The organism is Corynebacterium sp. KPL4072 (assembly GCF_037908395.1).
Taxonomy (GTDB): Bacteria; Actinomycetota; Actinomycetes; order Mycobacteriales; family Mycobacteriaceae; genus Corynebacterium; species Corynebacterium kefirresidentii.
On the sequence record NZ_JBBMGE010000006.1, the window covers coordinates 1 to 15,690 of the forward strand.

General features: G+C 59.9%; 16 protein-coding genes and 1 pseudogene. 8 read left to right on the forward strand and 9 right to left on the reverse strand.

Annotated elements, in window-relative coordinates; all coding sequences use genetic code 11:
- A pseudogene (locus tag WMP97_RS07255) lies at window positions 1-194 on the forward strand (HNH endonuclease signature motif containing protein); the annotation flags it as partial.
- A gap of 127 nt (window positions 195-321) precedes the next feature.
- Window positions 322-1,005 (forward strand): hypothetical protein, encoded by a 684-nt coding sequence (locus WMP97_RS07260; RefSeq protein WP_301732786.1) that lies wholly within the window; start codon window positions 322-324, stop codon window positions 1,003-1,005.
- Here the strand turns inward: WMP97_RS07260 and WMP97_RS07265 are convergent.
- The 3 genes from WMP97_RS07265 to WMP97_RS07275 are packed head-to-tail and all read right to left on the reverse strand — an operon-like array spanning window position 1,002 to window position 5,259.
- Entirely contained in the window at window positions 1,002-1,625 is a 624-nt protein-coding gene (locus WMP97_RS07265) for a DUF3239 domain-containing protein (RefSeq protein ID WP_301732785.1), read from the reverse strand. The two genes, WMP97_RS07260 and WMP97_RS07265, sit on opposite strands and share 4 nt — an antisense overlap.
- A complete protein-coding gene (locus tag WMP97_RS07270) occupies window positions 1,622-3,247 on the reverse strand; it encodes a DNA repair helicase XPB (protein ID WP_340440176.1) in 1,626 nt (541 codons plus the stop codon). Before WMP97_RS07270 ends, WMP97_RS07265 begins: the two co-directional genes overlap by 4 nt.
- The gene (locus tag WMP97_RS07275; RefSeq protein ID WP_340440177.1) at window positions 3,244-5,259 is read right to left on the reverse strand and encodes a helicase-associated domain-containing protein; all 2,016 of its coding nucleotides are present in this window, start codon (window positions 5,257-5,259) and stop codon (window positions 3,244-3,246) included. The genes WMP97_RS07270 and WMP97_RS07275 overlap by 4 nt, the downstream gene beginning before the upstream one ends.
- 66 nt (window positions 5,260-5,325) lie before the next feature.
- Between WMP97_RS07275 and WMP97_RS07280 the strand changes: the two genes are divergently transcribed.
- Window positions 5,326-5,511, forward strand: a complete 186-nt coding sequence (locus WMP97_RS07280) for a hypothetical protein (RefSeq protein WP_023022020.1) — start codon at window positions 5,326-5,328, stop codon at window positions 5,509-5,511.
- Between the two features lie 99 nt (window positions 5,512-5,610).
- On the opposite strand, the gene WMP97_RS07285 is transcribed toward WMP97_RS07280, so the two are convergent.
- The gene (locus tag WMP97_RS07285; RefSeq protein ID WP_049360602.1) at window positions 5,611-6,240 is read right to left on the reverse strand and encodes a resuscitation-promoting factor Rpf1 domain-containing protein; all 630 of its coding nucleotides are present in this window, start codon (window positions 6,238-6,240) and stop codon (window positions 5,611-5,613) included.
- A 321-nt stretch (window positions 6,241-6,561) separates the two neighbouring features.
- Between WMP97_RS07285 and WMP97_RS07290 the strand changes: the two genes are divergently transcribed.
- Window positions 6,562-6,942: a cold-shock protein gene (locus WMP97_RS07290; RefSeq protein WP_005323875.1), complete on the forward strand. Its 381-nt coding sequence runs from the start codon at window positions 6,562-6,564 to the stop codon at window positions 6,940-6,942.
- On the opposite strand, the gene WMP97_RS07295 is transcribed toward WMP97_RS07290, so the two are convergent.
- Both WMP97_RS07295 and WMP97_RS07300 read right to left on the reverse strand, forming a co-directional pair.
- The gene (locus WMP97_RS07295) at window positions 6,939-7,517 is read right to left on the reverse strand and encodes a DUF2771 domain-containing protein (protein ID WP_301716745.1); all 579 of its coding nucleotides are present in this window, start codon (window positions 7,515-7,517) and stop codon (window positions 6,939-6,941) included. The two genes, WMP97_RS07290 and WMP97_RS07295, sit on opposite strands and share 4 nt — an antisense overlap.
- Window positions 7,518-7,523: 6 nt before the next feature.
- Entirely contained in the window at window positions 7,524-8,288 is a 765-nt protein-coding gene (locus WMP97_RS07300) for a glutaminyl-peptide cyclotransferase (protein ID WP_208612481.1), read from the reverse strand.
- A gap of 38 nt (window positions 8,289-8,326) precedes the next feature.
- Between WMP97_RS07300 and WMP97_RS07305 the strand changes: the two genes are divergently transcribed.
- Genes WMP97_RS07305 through WMP97_RS07315 form a run of 3 tightly spaced genes read left to right on the forward strand, consistent with a single transcriptional unit; the run spans window position 8,327 to window position 11,264 of the window.
- Complete coding sequence (locus WMP97_RS07305) at window positions 8,327-8,995, forward strand: DUF3027 domain-containing protein (RefSeq protein WP_086588971.1); 669 nt, start codon at window positions 8,327-8,329, stop codon at window positions 8,993-8,995.
- 49 nt (window positions 8,996-9,044) lie between these two features.
- Window positions 9,045-10,448: an NCS2 family permease gene (locus tag WMP97_RS07310; RefSeq protein WP_340440179.1), complete on the forward strand. Its 1,404-nt coding sequence runs from the start codon at window positions 9,045-9,047 to the stop codon at window positions 10,446-10,448.
- Between the two features lie 9 nt (window positions 10,449-10,457).
- Entirely contained in the window at window positions 10,458-11,264 is an 807-nt protein-coding gene (locus WMP97_RS07315) for a TrmH family RNA methyltransferase (protein WP_239205171.1), read from the forward strand.
- Here the strand turns inward: WMP97_RS07315 and WMP97_RS07320 are convergent.
- The 3 genes from WMP97_RS07320 to serC all read right to left on the reverse strand — a co-directional run bounded on the left by WMP97_RS07320 (window position 11,225) and on the right by serC (window position 14,166).
- Window positions 11,225-12,055 (reverse strand): DUF6928 family protein, encoded by an 831-nt coding sequence (locus WMP97_RS07320; RefSeq protein WP_023022013.1) that lies wholly within the window; start codon window positions 12,053-12,055, stop codon window positions 11,225-11,227. The genes WMP97_RS07315 and WMP97_RS07320 overlap by 40 nt on opposite strands.
- 2 nt (window positions 12,056-12,057) lie before the next feature.
- Complete coding sequence (gene sepH, locus WMP97_RS07325) at window positions 12,058-12,933, reverse strand: septation protein SepH (RefSeq protein ID WP_023022012.1); 876 nt, start codon at window positions 12,931-12,933, stop codon at window positions 12,058-12,060.
- A gap of 114 nt (window positions 12,934-13,047) precedes the next feature.
- On the reverse strand, window positions 13,048-14,166 hold the full coding sequence (gene serC, locus WMP97_RS07330; RefSeq protein WP_239205173.1) for a phosphoserine transaminase: 1,119 nt from the start codon (window positions 14,164-14,166) through the stop codon (window positions 13,048-13,050).
- 159 nt (window positions 14,167-14,325) lie between these two features.
- On the opposite strand from serC, the gene WMP97_RS07335 reads away from it, so the two are divergent.
- Window positions 14,326-15,618: a citrate synthase gene (locus WMP97_RS07335; protein ID WP_023022010.1), complete on the forward strand. Its 1,293-nt coding sequence runs from the start codon at window positions 14,326-14,328 to the stop codon at window positions 15,616-15,618.
- Window positions 15,619-15,690 lie beyond the last annotated feature (72 nt).

Here is a 15,690-nt window from a genome sequence, read left to right on the forward strand (position 1 = left end):
GCGTCCACTACATCCTCGACCACATCACCGGCACCATCGCCTGGCTCCACCGAGACGGCACCTACCAACTAGACCACGCCACCGGGCCCCTAGCCACACACCAAACACACTGGAACCACACCTGGGCACAATACCTCGCGCTACAACACCAAAGAACAAAAAGAAGAGTGCCGGAGGGCAGAGAGTCTCGTTAAAGTGGACTAATAGCGTAGCGAGGAGGCTGCACACATGAGCTCATTGGCTGATGTCGTCTTGCCATCTTTTCGGAGTCGGACCCGATCCTTTCTCGATGAGGATCGGGCAGCTAGGCGCGCGCTGAAGATGCAAGATGGAATTTGCGTGCTCGATTTTGCCGTAGAGGACTCATCGGAGGACTCAGCCGAAGTATTCTCGATTGTGCAAGAGGCGCTGGAGATTGCCGTCGGTGTGATCGCTAACGCGGATGACTCACTTGGCATGCTGAGTGAGGTGGTTGAAGAGCTCATTGAGCTGCACGCTAAGAGCGCACAGCGAGCGAAGCCTGATCCGCTCGTGCTGGCGGAATGGTTTATCGCTTTCCATGAGACCACTGAGGTTGATTATTTCGAGCTCGACCCCGTTGCTTATTCAAAGGTCCTCGGAGAAGATGGACTGGCTCGTGTCCGAGCTTGGGCGGAAAACGCAGATGCTTTCCGACGCAAGTATATGGAGAAGCGTTTTGCGGTGTTAGAACAGAACGTCGAAGCAATCGTCCGAACACACTTGGCTGAGGACGGCTACGTGGTCTTTTTCGAAGGGTTAGCTAGAGCCTTGGAAGAAATCGGTGAGTATGATGCCGCGTGGGAGTACGCGAAGCGTGGAACCGAATCTGGTTCAGACTGGCAAGCGCGGTCCTGCGGACAATACTGGGTGGATTTAGCGAGGAAATGGTATCCCGAGCGCGAGGAGGACGTCGCAAAGCAGGTGCTTAGTACGTGGCCATTCCTTGAAGCAGTGCTGTATCCAGAAAGGCTTTTGGAGCTCTAGAGAACCAGCAGGTCGAACTTAGTAGCCTTCACGTCGGAAAGGCGCTTGCGGGCGCGCTCGAGGCGCTGCCACTGGTCTTGGGGGATGGATTTGCGAGCGATGGTGACGGTCTCGGCGTCGGGGGTGCCCCAAGCGATGGGCATCGGGGTGATTTGCTGCCAGCGGTTGTTGTCCGCGCGGCCAGAAACAGCCGCAACGGGAACCTTGGTGCCTACGGTCCGTTGGGTGCCGGGGATGGCGGTCACAGTGCGCAGGCATGCAGCCCAGCGGGGAGGCAAGGAGGGATCCACGTTTGTATTAACCAATGCGAGCAAGACCATATCGCGCTCATTTACTTCGGCGATGACGGCCGGAGCAAGGGGATAGGAGTCATAGAGTTGCTGGGCGGTGCCAACCTTACGGGCGGCGGCAAAGCCGACGATGGCCACCATGATTCCGAATAGAATCATGCCCAGGCCGATAGTAATGCCCCAGGAAAATCCCCACCAGATCGCCGCGCCGCCGATGATGAGCAGGATGCCCAGTACGAGGCCGGAGAGGCGAAGGCGGTTGGAATCGCGCAAGAGCTCGTTATTGGCCTTGGCAAAGGACTCGTCTACGTCGAACTTGAAGATTTTCATTGTTCTAAGTCTAGTGCGTCGATAAGCCGGTAGGCATATCCCTGCTCGGCGAGGAAACGCTGGCGGTGCACGGCGTAGTCGGCATCGAGGCTATCGCGGGTGACCAGCGAATAAAAGAGCGCCTCTTCTTCCTTGGGGCGGAGTAGCCGGCCAAGGCGCTGAGCCTCTTCCTGGCGGGAACCGAAGGTGCCGGAGACCTGGATGGCTAGGGCGGCTTCGGGGAGATCGATGGAGAAATTGGCGACCTTGGACACCACCAGAACGGGAAGGCTGCCATCCCGGAATTGCTGGAAGAGGCGTTCGCGCTTAGCAGTGGAGGTGGAGCCATCGATTACGGGGGCGTCAAGATGCGCGCCGAGTTCTTTGAGCTGGTCGACGTAGCCGCCGATGATAAGCGCCTGCTGTGGGTGGTGGGCCAGGATTTTGTCGACCGCGCGTAGCTTGGCGGCAGCCTGGGCAGCGATACGGTAGCGGTCGCGAGGTTGGGCGGTGGCATAGAGCATGCGCTCCTCGTCGTCCATGTCTACGCGGACTTCGATGCACTCGGCGGTGGCGATATAGCCGGCCATCTCGAGCTCTTTCCATGGGGCGTCGTAGCGCTTAGGTCCGATGAGGGAAAAGACGTCGCCCTCGCGGCCGTCCTCGCGCACGAGGGTGGCGGTGAGCCCTAGTCGACGCCGCGATTGGAGGTCCGAAGTCATACGGAACACCGGCGCGGGCAGGAGGTGGACCTCGTCGTAGATGATGAGGCCCCAATCGCGGGAGTCGAAGAGCTCGAGGGCGCGGTATTCGCCTTTGGTTTTGCGCGTGACCACCTGGTAGGTGGCAATGGTGATCGGCTTGATTTCCTTCTTTTCGCCGGAGTATTCGCCGATTTCATTCTCGGTCAGGGTGGTACGGCGCAGGAGTTCATCGCGCCATTGGCGGCCGGCGACGGTATTGGTGACCAAGATGAGCGTGGTGGATTCTGCTTTGGCCATGGCCGCCGCACCGACGATGGTTTTGCCAGCACCGCAGGGAAGTACTACGACGCCGGAGCCGCCGGACCAAAAGGCCTCGGTGGCGTACTGCTGATAATCGCGCAGCTGCCAGCCGTCATGATTCAGGGCGATGGGGTGGGACTCGCCATCGACGTAGCCGGCGAGATCCTCTGCCGGCCAGCCTGCCTTGAGGAGGGCCTGCTTGAGGCGGCCGCGCTCGGAGGGCGGGACGGCGATGGAATGCTCGTCGATGCGAGCACCAAGGAGCTTTCCGGTTGCGCCACGGGAGAGTTCTTCCAGGATAGGTGGCTCTTCGGACTCGAGAATGAGGCCGTGGGCCGGGTGGGCGTGCAGGCGGACGCGACCGTAGCGGGACATGGTCTCGGCGACGTCGATAAGCAGGGCTTGGGGGACCGGAAAGCGCGAGTAGTTTTCGAGGACGTCGACGACCTGCTCGGCATCGTGGCCGGCCGCGCGGGCATTCCACAACGCGAGCGGGGTGATGCGGTAGGTGTGCACGTGCTCGGGGGCGCGCTCCAGCTCCGCAAAGGGAGCGAGCGCGGCGCGGGCCTCGGCGGCTTGGGCGTGATCCACCTCGAGCAGGACGGTCTTATCCGACTGCACAATTAATGGTCCATTCATGGCTCCAGCGTAACGGAGGTGATCCGGTGCAAGGGAAATCGGATAGTGGAGCCATCGGCCGCGCGGGCGTCGATTTGCCCACCCGCGACCGTCAGCGGGGTGACGGTGCGGTGCTTTTCGTTGCCGTTCTTATCCGCATAACCAATGGTGATCGGCCGGGCAGTGCGTGCGGCGGCGTGGACTATATCGAGGCTGGGAGTGGCAGGCGCGGAGTCATCGCGCAGGTTGCGCATGGCTTTCGCAATGTCCGGGGAAGCGGGGGCCCGACGCGCGGTGGGGGTCGGCAGGGTGGCTGGTTCCGGCGCAACCGTGAGGCTCGCGCCGTTGTGGTCCTCGGCCGCGGGAGAAAGACCGTGATCACGCAGCCGCTCCAGCAGGTCGTGTACCGGCAGTTGAGAAATAGCGACGGTGGGAGCGAGCAGACGCAAAGGCGCGGCCTTGAGCGCAATCTGCAGGAGGGCTGGGTCCTCGCTGCGCAGGTAGGACAGTGCCGGGCCGGAGCGCAGGGTGCCATGGCGCTTGGCGACGTCCCCAATATGGAACTCCAGTGTCTGCGGCACCTCGCCGTGTGCCGCGAAAAAGGCGTGGATTTCCTCCCCGGTCATCCCGCGATCAAGGCCGCGGCGCAAAGAAGCGTCCGAGATGCGGTAGACACTGGCCAAGCCGGGGGATTCAAGGTCCGCGACGGATTCGAGCCGTTGGTGGGTCTCTGGATCGAGCGGGCCAGGAACTAATACGGTCATATCTGCCTGAATTAGGAAATAGTCAACCGTATCTGGGGTCAGGCGGGCGGCGGCCTCGGGACCCTCGATAAGCACGCTGGTGGGGCGATCGAGGGCGATTGCGCCGATCCACTCGGCTTCCGCACGGAGCTCGGCGATGGTCTCATCTGAGGTATGCGTAGCGAAGAGTGGGAAATGGAAGCGCAGGGCTTCCTCGAAGGTGGGTTTCGCCCCGCGCAGATAGACCTGCAGGACCTTTTCCCTAAAGCTCGGCAGGCGGTCATTGGTGTGCGCCAGCGTGCGGCCTTCGTTGGTCCATGTGGAGGTTGTCCATGACTCGAGCAGGAGCTGCCATTTTTCGGCGAGGTTCGCATCGAGCCAGGTTTGGGCGAGTTCTGTCGGGGCGAGGAAATTGCCCTCCATGTTTTTCGGCTCGCCGCGGCTTAGCAGGCGGCCACTCATGCCGAGTTCGATGAGGCGCCGCAACTCCTCCTCGCCAATGTTAAGGGTCTTGCTTAATCCGGTGAGCTGGCGAACGCCGACGGTCTTGTCTTTGAGGAGTTCTACCGGCCGTGCGCCTAGGGAGTCAAGGACACGCTGCATGCCGCGCACGACGGATAACCCGGCTGCAGTGCCAGCATCATCGGCCTTGGAATCAGGAGCGGGGGATTCGGTGATTCCCTCCACTGGGATAGGCGCGGTGGCTTTGCCGTTCAGCGCAAAGTGCACGGCGCGTGGCAGGCGGACGGTGGTTGAGTCAACGCGGTGGAGCAGCTGCTTGGCGATGAGCCGCGGGATCGGCCGGGTCGGATCCGCATCAACGGCTGCGTCCCGCGTGGTACCGAGGCCATTGGACCGAGCCAAGGTCTCTAGGACCTTGCGCTCTTCAGCTGGCAGCTCGGCGATGTCTTCCGGGCTTACTCGTATTTGTTCGAGGAGGGACCAGCCCGTAGGTAGGGCAGGCATTACCTCGGGCGGAATGAGGACGTTGCCGTATGCTAGTCCGCGCTCCTTGAGCTGGCGGGTGGTCTCCGGATGCAGATCTTCTACCTCCTCGAGCTCTCCACCACGGCGCGCGATGTCCTCGATCTCCGCGAGCAGTTCCGCGGAGCAGTCCATAAGGGCTCGTGCTATAGAGGTGCGCAGCAGGAGCCTAGTGGCAAGCGCGGCGATACTTGGGGGTAGTGGATTGAGCACATCCGGTCGGTTGCGGAGGACTGTTGCCAGCTCTTCTTCCTCAAGGGAGGCAAGCCACGTGCGGAAATGCGGAAGATGGGAAGACTGAGTCATGATGACTTCCCAGTTTAGCTATCGATTGAGTTACGTTTTTGCGCAAGGTTTGAAATAATGGGGACTATGTCGAATGAGAAGAAGGGTCACGTTTCCCCGGCTTGGCCGAAGAACGAAAATCGCGAGCACGCAATCACGGAAATCTCTGCGCCTTTTGCTGGTGCATCCAGCCCCTACGGCGATGATCTGATTTTGCCGATGCCGGCAGAGAAGCTGAACTACGTTCACCCTTATACTCGCATCAACCGCTAAAGCATTCCCCCGCCTCGGTGCGGGGGAAGATTTGTATCTAGCGTTCCCTCACGCAGAAAAGGCCCCTTGCGCATGCAAGGGGCCTTTCGTCGCTGTGTCTTAGCGGGTGATGTTCTCAATCATCTGCGCAATCGGGTCGATGACGTTGCGGTTGGCAGAGTAGAAGTTGTTGAAGTCGTGGCGGTTAGCCTTGTACAGCTCGGTGAACTGCGGAGGCAGAGCCAGGCCGTAGGAGTTAGCGGCGTTCTTGATGGTGTTGTACAGGGCATCAACGGCCAGTTCGTCGGACTTCTGGGCAGCAGCCTGCTTAACCGGAGCCGGTGCCTGGGCCGGAGCCTTAGGTGCAGCGGACGGAGCGGTGCGCTGGGTAGGAGCGGAGTTCAGGCCTAGGGAAGCGGAGCAAGCCGGCCATGCGCCCCAGCCCTGGGAAGCAAGCACGCGCTCAGCAACAACGATCTGCTGCTCGCGGGAAGCCTGGTCAGCGGTAGCTGCGAACTCGCCGCCGCCATTAGCCTGCCAGGTCTGCGGGTTGAACTGCAGTCCGCCGTAGAAGCCGTTGCCGGTGTTGATGTGCCAGTTGCCGCCGGCCTCGCACTGTGCCAGGCGGTCCCAGTCGGAATCCGGGGCAGCAGATGCGGTTGGTGCCATGATGGCAGCAGCGGCGCCGAAGGCGACGGTGCCGGCGGTGAACTTAGCGGCCATGCGGTTCTTAGCGGAGTGGCGTCCCATATAGTTAGTCCTCTCTGTGTGCCCGCATTAAGTGCAAAGAATATGTACCAAAAAGAAAGGGCGGGCGAGGGCAACTTTCTTAACGGCTCTTAAATGTCTGGGGGACAGCGTAGCGGTTTATAACGAAAGTGTCACGTTATGGGCACTAAATGGGAAAGGAATGGGGCGAATGTGGCGCGTGCGAGGGCATTTGTGCAGGTGAGTGGCAATGTGTGATCTGTGACACATGGCGGAGGTGTGTCGCGTTAGCGTGCGCGACTTCTGTTGTTTTGACCAGGCAGCTAAAATAAAGATTTTCCCCTAGAGAAGAGGTGGGTACCTATGCCTATTGGCAAAGTGAAGTGGTATGACGCCGAGAAAGGTTTCGGTTTCGTCAGCAACCCGGGCGATGAAGACGTCTATGTCGGCCGCAACGTGTTGCCTAAGGGAGTAGAGGAACTGTTCCCAGGCCAGCGCATCGATTTCGATTTCGCGGCTGGGCGCCGCGGCCCGCAGGCGCTGCGCGTCAAGGTATTGGATAAGCCGCGTCGTCGCACGCCGGCCCGCAAGCCCGAGGAACTCGGCAGCATGGTCTCTGATGTGATGACTTTGCTGGAGTCACAGATTCAGCCGGTGCTCAATTCCGGCCGCTACCCGGAGCGCAAGACCGGCCGCCAGGTAGCAGAAATCCTTCGCGCAATTGCGAAGGATTTGGATAGCTAGTTAGAAGCCTTCGTGGATTCCTCCGCGGAGGCTTCTCGTTCTTTATCGGTCATCGTGGTGAGCGACCACACGGTGGCCAAGGGGGTTTCGTCACCATTGTCATCGGTGCCGATCATCATGGAGGAAATCTCTACCACCTTGAGGCGGGGGCGCTTGCCGGTGGAGGCCTTGATGGGCTCTACGGAGCCGGGGATTGATACCTCAGTAGTCTCGTTCGCGCCGTGTGCGGTTTCATCATTGGCGGCGGGGTCATCGTAGATGGAAAGAATCTTCCACTCGTGATCAGAAATCTCTTCGGGGATATCCAACTTGAGGGTGTCGTCTTCTCCCACGGTGAGGTTCGGGACCTCGCCCTCCGGGCAATCGGCGCCGGGCTCGCACGCGATATAGGGGCTGACCTCGAGGGAATTATCGCCCACGGTGGCGGTCACCTTGATGTCGCGCGGATCTGGGCCCGGACGTTGGTTCCACCAGTTCTGGAAGATCACTACGGCGGCGACGATGACTGCCACGACCACGATGAGGGCCAAGATCTGCAGCAGCGACTTTTTCCTTGCTTCCTTACGGGTTGCCATGGGCCTTTACCTTACTCGAACGTGGAAGAGTTCTTTCCACCGCTTGCCGGTAAGCCAGAACTCATCGTCTTTGATGTGCGCGATGCCGTTGAGAACGTCATCGGGGTCGGTATAACGGGATTTATCTATGGCGTCGGTGGAAATGACGGCGGTTACTCGGCCGGTGGAAGGATCGATGCGGTAGATATTGTCATCCATCCACACATTGGCATAGACGGAATCGCCCACGCACTCCAGTTCATTGATGTCCTCGAGGGGTTTTCCTTCCAGGCTGACGTCGGTGGTCGAGCGCTCCGCAAAAGTTTCCGGATCCATATGCCGCAGGGTAGCGGAGCCATCGGACATGAGAAGATCTTCGCCGTTATTACACAGCCCCCACCCTTCACCGGTGTAGGAGGCGGTATCGACCTGGCGCAGGTCCTGGTCGTATTTCAGGGCCTGGCCGGACTTCCAGGTTAGCTGCCAGATGGAATCTCCGGCCTGAGTGATGCCTTCGCCAAAGTAGCGGTTTTCCAGGCGCGTTTCGGCTAAAGTTTCGCCGGTTTCGGGGGAGAAGCGTTCCAGGCGAGATTCGCCCCATTGGCCGGTGCCAAGGAGCAGGTTGCCGTCCGGATCGGTTTCGAGGCCTTGAGTAAAGGAATTGGCCGGCAGGGAAGCGGTGCCTAAGACCTCGACGGAGAGGTGCTCAACTTCGGGTTCTGCAGGGGTAGAGGAACAGGCAACGAGGGTGCAGGGCAGGAGAATGCAGGCGGCGCGGGAAAGAAACGACATGCACCATATGTACCACCGCGTACGCCCCATAATGAATAATGAGGGGCGTGAGTAAGCGAAAAGCAAATCCGTTGATCGATTCCCGCGCCGTGCGCATTGCGCGCGAGGCGCTGGATGAGGTGGGGGAAGGGGGCGTCGGCAAGCATATCGGCGTCGCTGGGATGGGCCGAAACGTTGCTACCCACCGATTTGAAGCAGAGATGCCTGGCTACCCCGGCTGGGAATGGCAGGCGGTGCTCGCATGTGCGGAGGGATCGCGCTACGTCACCGTCAATGAAGTGGCGCTGGTGCCAGGCGGGGAGGCTCTGCAGCCGCCGGAATGGGTGCCCTATGAGGATCGCGTGCGGCCGGGCGACCTTGGGCCGGGTGATTTGATGCCACCGGCCGTAGATGATTCCCGCCTGGACGGCGACAAACTTTCCAAGTCCGGCTTGGACGACGCCAAGAAGCGCTGGCGCACCGAGCGTGGCCCGAATACGGATATGGCGGCCAAGGCGCGCCTGCAATGCCGCACCTGTGCGTTTTATGTAGAGCTGATGGAAAACTACGGCGTCTGTGCCAATGAGTATTCCGCGGACGGACGGGTAGTGCACTCGCGTTATGGTTGTGGCGCGCATTCCCAGACACGGGTGCGGGAAGAAAAGAACCCCGAAGTTGCCTTCGATGATGAAAAACCCATCTTCCAGGATTTTGATTTCGAGGATTAAGGCAGCACACTTATGGCGTAAGACTCGCTGTACGTGAAAGGCGCAGGCGTTGAAAGCCACTCTCGATCGCTACTTCCATATCTCTGAACGTGGTTCCTCCATTGGAACCGAGCTACGCGCGGGAACGGTCTCGTTCTTCGCCATGGCCTATATCATTCTCTTGAACCCGCTGATCCTCGGCACCACCGAGGATGCAGACGGCTACGCGCTGGGCGTGCCGCAGGTTGCTGCCGCCACCGCGCTGGTCGCGGGCGTAATGTCTATCCTCTTCGGCGCTATTGCCAAATACCCCTTCGCCATGGCCGCCGGCCTGGGCATGAATACCTTCGTGGGCGTGAGCATGGTTGCCACCAGTGGGCTGACCTGGCAAGAATCGATGGGCCTGGTGGTTATCGAGGGCATCATCATCGTTCTGCTGGCCATTTCCGGTTTCCGCACCGCCGTCTTTGACGCCATACCGCAGTCCATGAAGGCGGCGATGGGCGTAGGCATCGGCATGTTCATCGCCATGATTGGCCTTGTGGACGGTGGTTTTGTTACCCGCGTGCCGGACGCTGCGCATACCACCGTGCCGGTGGGCTTGGGCATTAATGGATCGATTTCCACTTGGCCGGCGCTGGTCTTTGTCATCGGCCTTATTATCTGTTCCTTCATGGTCATCCGGAACGTGCCGGGCGGGCTTTTTATCGCCATCGTGCTCACCACCATCATCGCTTTTATCGTGCAGGCATTTACCGGCTCCGAGGACTGGGGCATGGCCGCGCCCGTCAAACCAGAAGCGCTCGGTGGGATTCCGGACCTATCCATTGTGGGCGATGTGAACCTGGTAGGCGCCTTTACCAAGATCGGCGTGGTTTCCACCGTCTTGCTCATTTTTACCCTGCTGCTTACCAACTTCTTTGATGCGATGGGCACCATGACCGGCCTAGGCAAGCAAGGCAAGCTTGTCGACGCCGACGGCAACCTCCCCGATATGAAAAAGGCCCTCGTCGTAGGGGGCTTTGGCGCAGTGGCCGGTGGCTTAGGCTCTGCTTCTTCCAATACCGTCTTCGCGGATTCCTCCGCCGGCATTGCCGATGGTGCCCGCACCGGCCTGGCCAACCTCATGACCGGTGTTCTGTTCCTCGCCGCGATGTTTTTGACCCCGCTTTATGAAATCGTGCCCATCGAGGCCGCCTCCCCAGTGCTGGTCATCGTCGGCGTGATGATGGCCGCGCAGTTGACCGAGATTCGCTGGACCAAGATGGAAATCGCCATTCCGGCCTTCCTGACCATTGTGACCATGCCCTTTACCTATTCCATTGCCAACGGTATTGGCGTAGGCTTTATCTCCTTCGCGCTCATGTCCACCTTTGCCGGTAAGGCCAAGGAAGTGCACTGGATCATGTGGCTCTTGGCCGGCCTCTTCGTGATTTTCTTTGGCATGGATCCGATATCCAATGCCATCGGCTAGCCTAAAGGCATGCTGATTACTGACCCTGCGGACCCTCGCCTGGACGATATTCGGAACCTCAACAAATCCGATAAATCCGGCGAGGGTCTCGTCATTGCAGAGGGCCCGCTGGTGGTCTCCCGGCTGGCCGAATCCCGGTTCCCCATGCGTTGCTTGGTGGGCTTTCCTAAGAAGCTGGAAGCATACGTTTCCGAGTATGGCGAGCCTGAGTGCCCCATCTACGAGGTCTCCCGCGAGACCCTCGCAGAGGTAGCGGGCTTTGATATGCACCGCGGGCTTGTCGCCGCCGCGGACCGCGCCCCAGAGCCGGATCTGGGAGAGATTTTGAAGACCGCGAAAACCATCGCAGTGCTGGAGGGCGTGGGCGATCACGAGAATATTGGCGCAATCTTCCGCCACGCCGCCGGCATGGGGGTGGACGCGGTGCTGCTCGGCTCAGGGGCCGCAGATCCGCTCTATCGACGCTCGGTGCGCGTATCCATGGGGCACGTGCTGCGCTTGCCCTTTGCCCATTTGGAAGGCGGGTTCACCACGTGGCAGCGTTCCTTGCAGGCGCTTGCCGACGCCTCCTTCACCCTCATTTCCTTAACCCCCAACCCCCACGCGGTGCATTTGGCCGAGGCCATGCATGGCTTGGATAAGGTGGCCATGCTCGTCGGTGCGGAAGGCCCTGGCCTTACCGAACACGCAATGAAGGCCACCGACGTGCGCGCACGCATACCGATGGCCCCTGGTACGGATTCCCTCAATGTGGCGACGGCCGCCGCCATTTCCTTTTATGAACGCCAGCGCTCCTTGAGCGACCTAAACGTCTGAGCGCCCCAATTGCCGATGAGGGAGCCCAGATGCTTCGCAGTGGAGATGATCTCCTCGCCAGTGGATTCCGGCTCGGCGCTGTGGTCCTCGTAATCGTCATAATCGTTCAGACCCAGCTTATTGGCCGACTGCGCAGCTAGCTCGCCCACGGTCCGCTTCGGCTTCGGCGGGTCGATCTTCGGCTCTGGGCGGCCGTCAACCGCGTAGCCTACGACGTCCAGATCCGGGCCATCGTGTCCTACCTCGATGCCGAGCCAGTACTCCTGGGCCGCCTCCATGATGCCCTGCGGCTCGAAGGGCAGGGAAATGCCACCGATCGGTTCGTACTTTTCTCCTGCCCAGTAGGGCGCCTCGAAAGGCTCTGGCAGGCCAGTGTCTTCATAAAGGTGCTCGCGCGTAGCGCACAGGCAGCGCTTGAGCTGGCCGCCCTCCCACAGGGCGAAGCCCGCATAGCCTTCCTTTTCATTACTCGCCAGCGCAATGACGCGCTGGGCGGGGACCGCATTGAGTAGGGTTTCCGGCAGCTGCGAGAGGAGGACAGAGTCACCTTCGCACACCGTCTGTACCACGGTGATGCCGGGGTAGCCGCCGATGTAGTACTCATGTGGATCCGTCTGCGCGGAGCGGTTAAGCGGGAATTGCCCAATCGGGGTGACCGGGAAGGTCGGGTCTAATTGGGCGAGGAATTTTCGCCCAAAGCCGCGATCCGCCTTGGGTTCGGTCTTTAGCACCTCTTCTGCGTTGGGCTTAGAGATGTACCAGAGAGTGAGTACTGCGTGAGAGATGTCCACGATTAGTCCCTAGGGCGCTTGGTATTGGAGCGAACGCCGAGGAGTACGTCCTCCCAATGCGGAGTGACGGCCTTGCGGCGGCGCTTGGCGGGCTTTTCTTCCGGGGAGGGGTTCTGTAGGAACTCCTCTTCCTCGGGCTCTTCCGGCGGGGTGGTTGGCGCAGTGAGGTCAGTGACGTTGCTGGGCTGATCGCCGTCGATAGCTTCGTCGTAGCGGCCACTGCCCAACGAGGTCAGCGAGCGCACCGGCTGTACGAAGTCCGGGTCCGTTAGGTCTGCGGCCACCGAGTTGCGGGCCTCCACCGTGGCGGGCGAGGACATGGACTGCTTGAAGTACCACTCGGCTTCGTTCTCGGACAGGCCGGCCTTCCACGTCACGCGCACGATCCAGGCCTCGCCCTGGTGGCGGTAGGCGTCCCAGGTGGACTCGGACAGTGAGTGTCCGCGAGCGGCAAAGGCGGTAGCAAGAACCTCCCACAGGGTGAGCTTGGCTGGGCCGTCCTCGCGTACCGGGTGAGCCTGCTTGGCAATCTCCGCGATGCGGTTGCGCTCCAGCATGACCGGGTAGGCGAAGGGTTCAATGCGGGACTCGGGCACGCCCATTTCTTCCGCCACTTCCGCCGCGGAGGCACCGGCGCGGATGCGGTTTTGGATCTCCGCCGGGCGAATCTTTGCCTCTTCAACCGGCTCCGGTTTGGCGGGCTTGGCAAGGCTGATGGCGGGAGCCGCCGGCTCTTCTTCCGGGGTTTCCTGCTGTTCACCCTGCAGGACCTCGCGCAGTTCATCGGTGATGGAGAGGAAAAACTCTTCGCCGTCTTCGGTGCGCAGCACCAAAGAGGTTTCAGTCGATTCGCTGTCAACTGGGAACAGCTCGCGCATAATAGGGCGCTCCTTTTGCCTATCGACGGCGGACAATTCTGTGATGCATTCAACTATAACGTGAAAAAGCCCCACGGCCTGCGAGGTGGTGGGGCATGTTGAGAGAGTGATGCGTTACTTTGCATCCAAGACGTAGTCAATACACTGGGTGAGCCTAGCGATATCCTCCGGATCAATGGCCGGGAACATACCGATGCGCAGTTGGTTGCGGCCCAGCTTGCGGTACGGTTCCACGTCCACGATGCCGTTGGCGCGCAGGGTGGCGGCGAGCGCTGCGGCATCGACGGAGTCTGCAAAGTCGATAGTGCCCACCACGAGCGAACGAGAAGCAGGATGTGCGACGAATGGAGTGGCCTCCGGGCGAGATTCGGCCCAGCGATACAGGGTGGTAGAGGATTGCGTGGTGCGCTTTACCATGTCGTCCAAGCCTCCGTTCTCATTCATCCACTGGATTTGGTTATCCAGCATGAGCAGGGTGGCAATCGCCGGGGTGTTATAAGTCTGGTTCTTGCGCGAGTTATCCACTGCTGTTTGAAGGTTGAGGAAGTTAGGGATATAGCGCTCAGAGGCGTTGATCCTTTCAATCCGCTCTAGGGCGGCGGGGGACATGGCGGCTAGCCACAGGCCGCCGTCAGAGGCAAAGCATTTCTGCGGCGAGAAGTAGTAGACGTCCGTGTCGGCGATATTTACGGGCAGGCCGCCTGCACCAGAGGTGGCGTCTACAACCACTAATTGTTGGTCGTTGCGCGGGTGTGGGCGGGTGACCTCTGCCATCGCACCGGTGGAGGTTTCATTATGCGCCCAAGCAACCACGTCCGCCTCCGCGGAGAGATCGCCTACGTCGGGCACGGTGCCCGCGGGAGCCTCCACGATGGACGGGGCATCAAGCCAAGGGGCACCCGCGGCAGACTTTGCAAACTTAGTGGAAAACTCGCCAAAGGTAAGGTGCGCGGAGTGGCGTTCAATGAGTCCGAAAGTGGCGGCATCCCAGAAAGCGGTGGCGCCGCCCACAGAGAGGACAATTTCGTAGCCTTCTGGCAACGAGAAGAGAGTGCTTAATCCTTCCCGTACCGAACCTACGAGGTTTTTGACCGCTGGCTTGCGATGGGAGGTGCCCATAACCTCGGGGTCTATGGCCGCAAGTTGGTCGGGACGAATCTTGGAGGGGCCGCAACCAAAGCGGCCGTCGGCAGGCAGGAGATGGGCGGGCAGCGAAAGTTCTGGAGTGCTCATGAGTGTCAGTGTAGGACAGTTCCGGTCGAACGGCAGTTATTTTAGTCGACCGAAACTTGTAGGCGGCGTCACAAAGTTTGCTAAACTGTGAAGAGCTATCCAACTAGCTTCTTTAAGTTAGTGCCTAATAATGACTCTCACAAAGAGAAAGGAACTTCCGTGGCTTCTGAAGACAACAAAGTAGTGCTCCAGTACCCAGGCGGCGAGTACGAGATGGACATCAAGCAGTCCACCGAGGGTGACTCCGGCTTTGACATCTCCAAGCTCCGTAACGAAACCGGACTTGTTACCTTCGACCCTGGTTACACCTCCACCGGTTCCACCGAGTCCAAGATCACCTTCATTAATGGTGAAGAGGGCATCCTGCGCCACCGTGGCTACGACATTGCAGACCTTGCAGAAAATGCTTCCTTCAACGAAGTTTCTTACCTCCTGATCAAGGGTCACCTGCCCAACGAGGAAGAGCTCAGCCACTTTAATAAGGAAATTCGCCACCACACCCTGCTGGATGAGGATTTCAAGGCCGCGTTCAACATCTTCCCGCGCAACGCACACCCGATGGCGGTGCTAGCTTCCTCCCTTAACATTCTCTCCGCTTACTACCAGGACCAGCTCAACCCGCTGGACCCAGAGCAGCTGGATAAGGCAACCGTTCGCCTGCTGGCTAAGGTGCCAATGCTGGCCGCCTATGCCTACCGAGCTTCCCAGGGTAAGCCTTATATGTACCCGGATAATAGCCTGAACGCCCGCGAGAACTTCTTGCGCATGATGTTTGGCTACCCAACCGAGGAATACGAGGTTGACCCGGTCGTAGCTAAGGCCCTGGATAAGCTACTCATTCTGCACGCTGACCACGAGCAGAACTGCTCTACTTCCACCGTGCGCATGATTGGTTCCGCGCAGGCGAACATGTTCGTCTCTATTGCTGGCGGCATTAACGCTCTGTCCGGCCCACTGCACGGTGGTGCAAACCAAGCCGTTCTGGAGATGTTGGAAGATATCCAGAACAACCACGATGGTGACGCTACCGACTTCATGAACCGCGTGAAGAATAAGGAAAAGGGCGTTCGCCTCATGGGCTTCGGCCACCGCGTGTACAAGAACTACGACCCACGCGCTGCCATCGTCAAGGAGACCGCACACGAGATCATCGATCACTTGGGTGGCGACCCGATGCTGGATCTGGCCATGAAGCTGGAAGAGATTGCGCTGAACGATGACTACTTTGTCTCCCGCAAGCTCTACCCGAACGTGGACTTCTACACCGGCCTGATCTACCGCGCCATGGGCTTCCCGACGGACTTCTTCACCGTCCTCTTTGCTATCGGCCGCCTGCCGGGCTGGATTGCTCAGTACCGCGAGCAGCTGGAGATCAACACCAAGATCAACCGTCCGCGCCAGATCTACACCGGCGAGTCCCTGCGTAAGGTTACCCCACGTAACGAGCGCTAAAGCGCCCCGCGGGTTCGCCGAATTAAGCCGAATCGGGTGGTAGCACCTATAATAGGTGCAGCTCGGTTCGGT

Excerpts from the sequence above, each read along its gene's own strand:
- WMP97_RS07305 (WP_086588971.1), top strand. The coding sequence starts at position 8,327 with ATGAGGGGCGTGAGTAAGCGAAAAGCAAATCCGTTGATCGATTCCCGC.
- WMP97_RS07275 (WP_340440177.1), bottom strand. The coding sequence starts at position 5,259 with ATGACTCAGTCTTCCCATCTTCCGCATTTCCGCACGTGGCTTGCCTCC.
- WMP97_RS07265 (WP_301732785.1), bottom strand. The coding sequence starts at position 1,625 with ATGAAAATCTTCAAGTTCGACGTAGACGAGTCCTTTGCCAAGGCCAAT.
- sepH (WP_023022012.1), bottom strand. The coding sequence starts at position 12,933 with ATGCGCGAGCTGTTCCCAGTTGACAGCGAATCGACTGAAACCTCTTTG.
- serC (WP_239205173.1), bottom strand. The coding sequence starts at position 14,166 with ATGAGCACTCCAGAACTTTCGCTGCCCGCCCATCTCCTGCCTGCCGAC.
- WMP97_RS07270 (WP_340440176.1), bottom strand. The coding sequence starts at position 3,247 with ATGAATGGACCATTAATTGTGCAGTCGGATAAGACCGTCCTGCTCGAG.
- WMP97_RS07315 (WP_239205171.1), top strand. The coding sequence starts at position 10,458 with ATGCTGATTACTGACCCTGCGGACCCTCGCCTGGACGATATTCGGAAC.
- WMP97_RS07290 (WP_005323875.1), top strand. The coding sequence starts at position 6,562 with ATGCCTATTGGCAAAGTGAAGTGGTATGACGCCGAGAAAGGTTTCGGT.
- WMP97_RS07260 (WP_301732786.1), top strand. The coding sequence starts at position 322 with ATGCAAGATGGAATTTGCGTGCTCGATTTTGCCGTAGAGGACTCATCG.
- WMP97_RS07280 (WP_023022020.1), top strand. The coding sequence starts at position 5,326 with ATGTCGAATGAGAAGAAGGGTCACGTTTCCCCGGCTTGGCCGAAGAAC.
- WMP97_RS07300 (WP_208612481.1), bottom strand. The coding sequence starts at position 8,288 with ATGTCGTTTCTTTCCCGCGCCGCCTGCATTCTCCTGCCCTGCACCCTC.
- WMP97_RS07285 (WP_049360602.1), bottom strand. The coding sequence starts at position 6,240 with ATGGGACGCCACTCCGCTAAGAACCGCATGGCCGCTAAGTTCACCGCC.
- WMP97_RS07295 (WP_301716745.1), bottom strand. The coding sequence starts at position 7,517 with ATGGCAACCCGTAAGGAAGCAAGGAAAAAGTCGCTGCTGCAGATCTTG.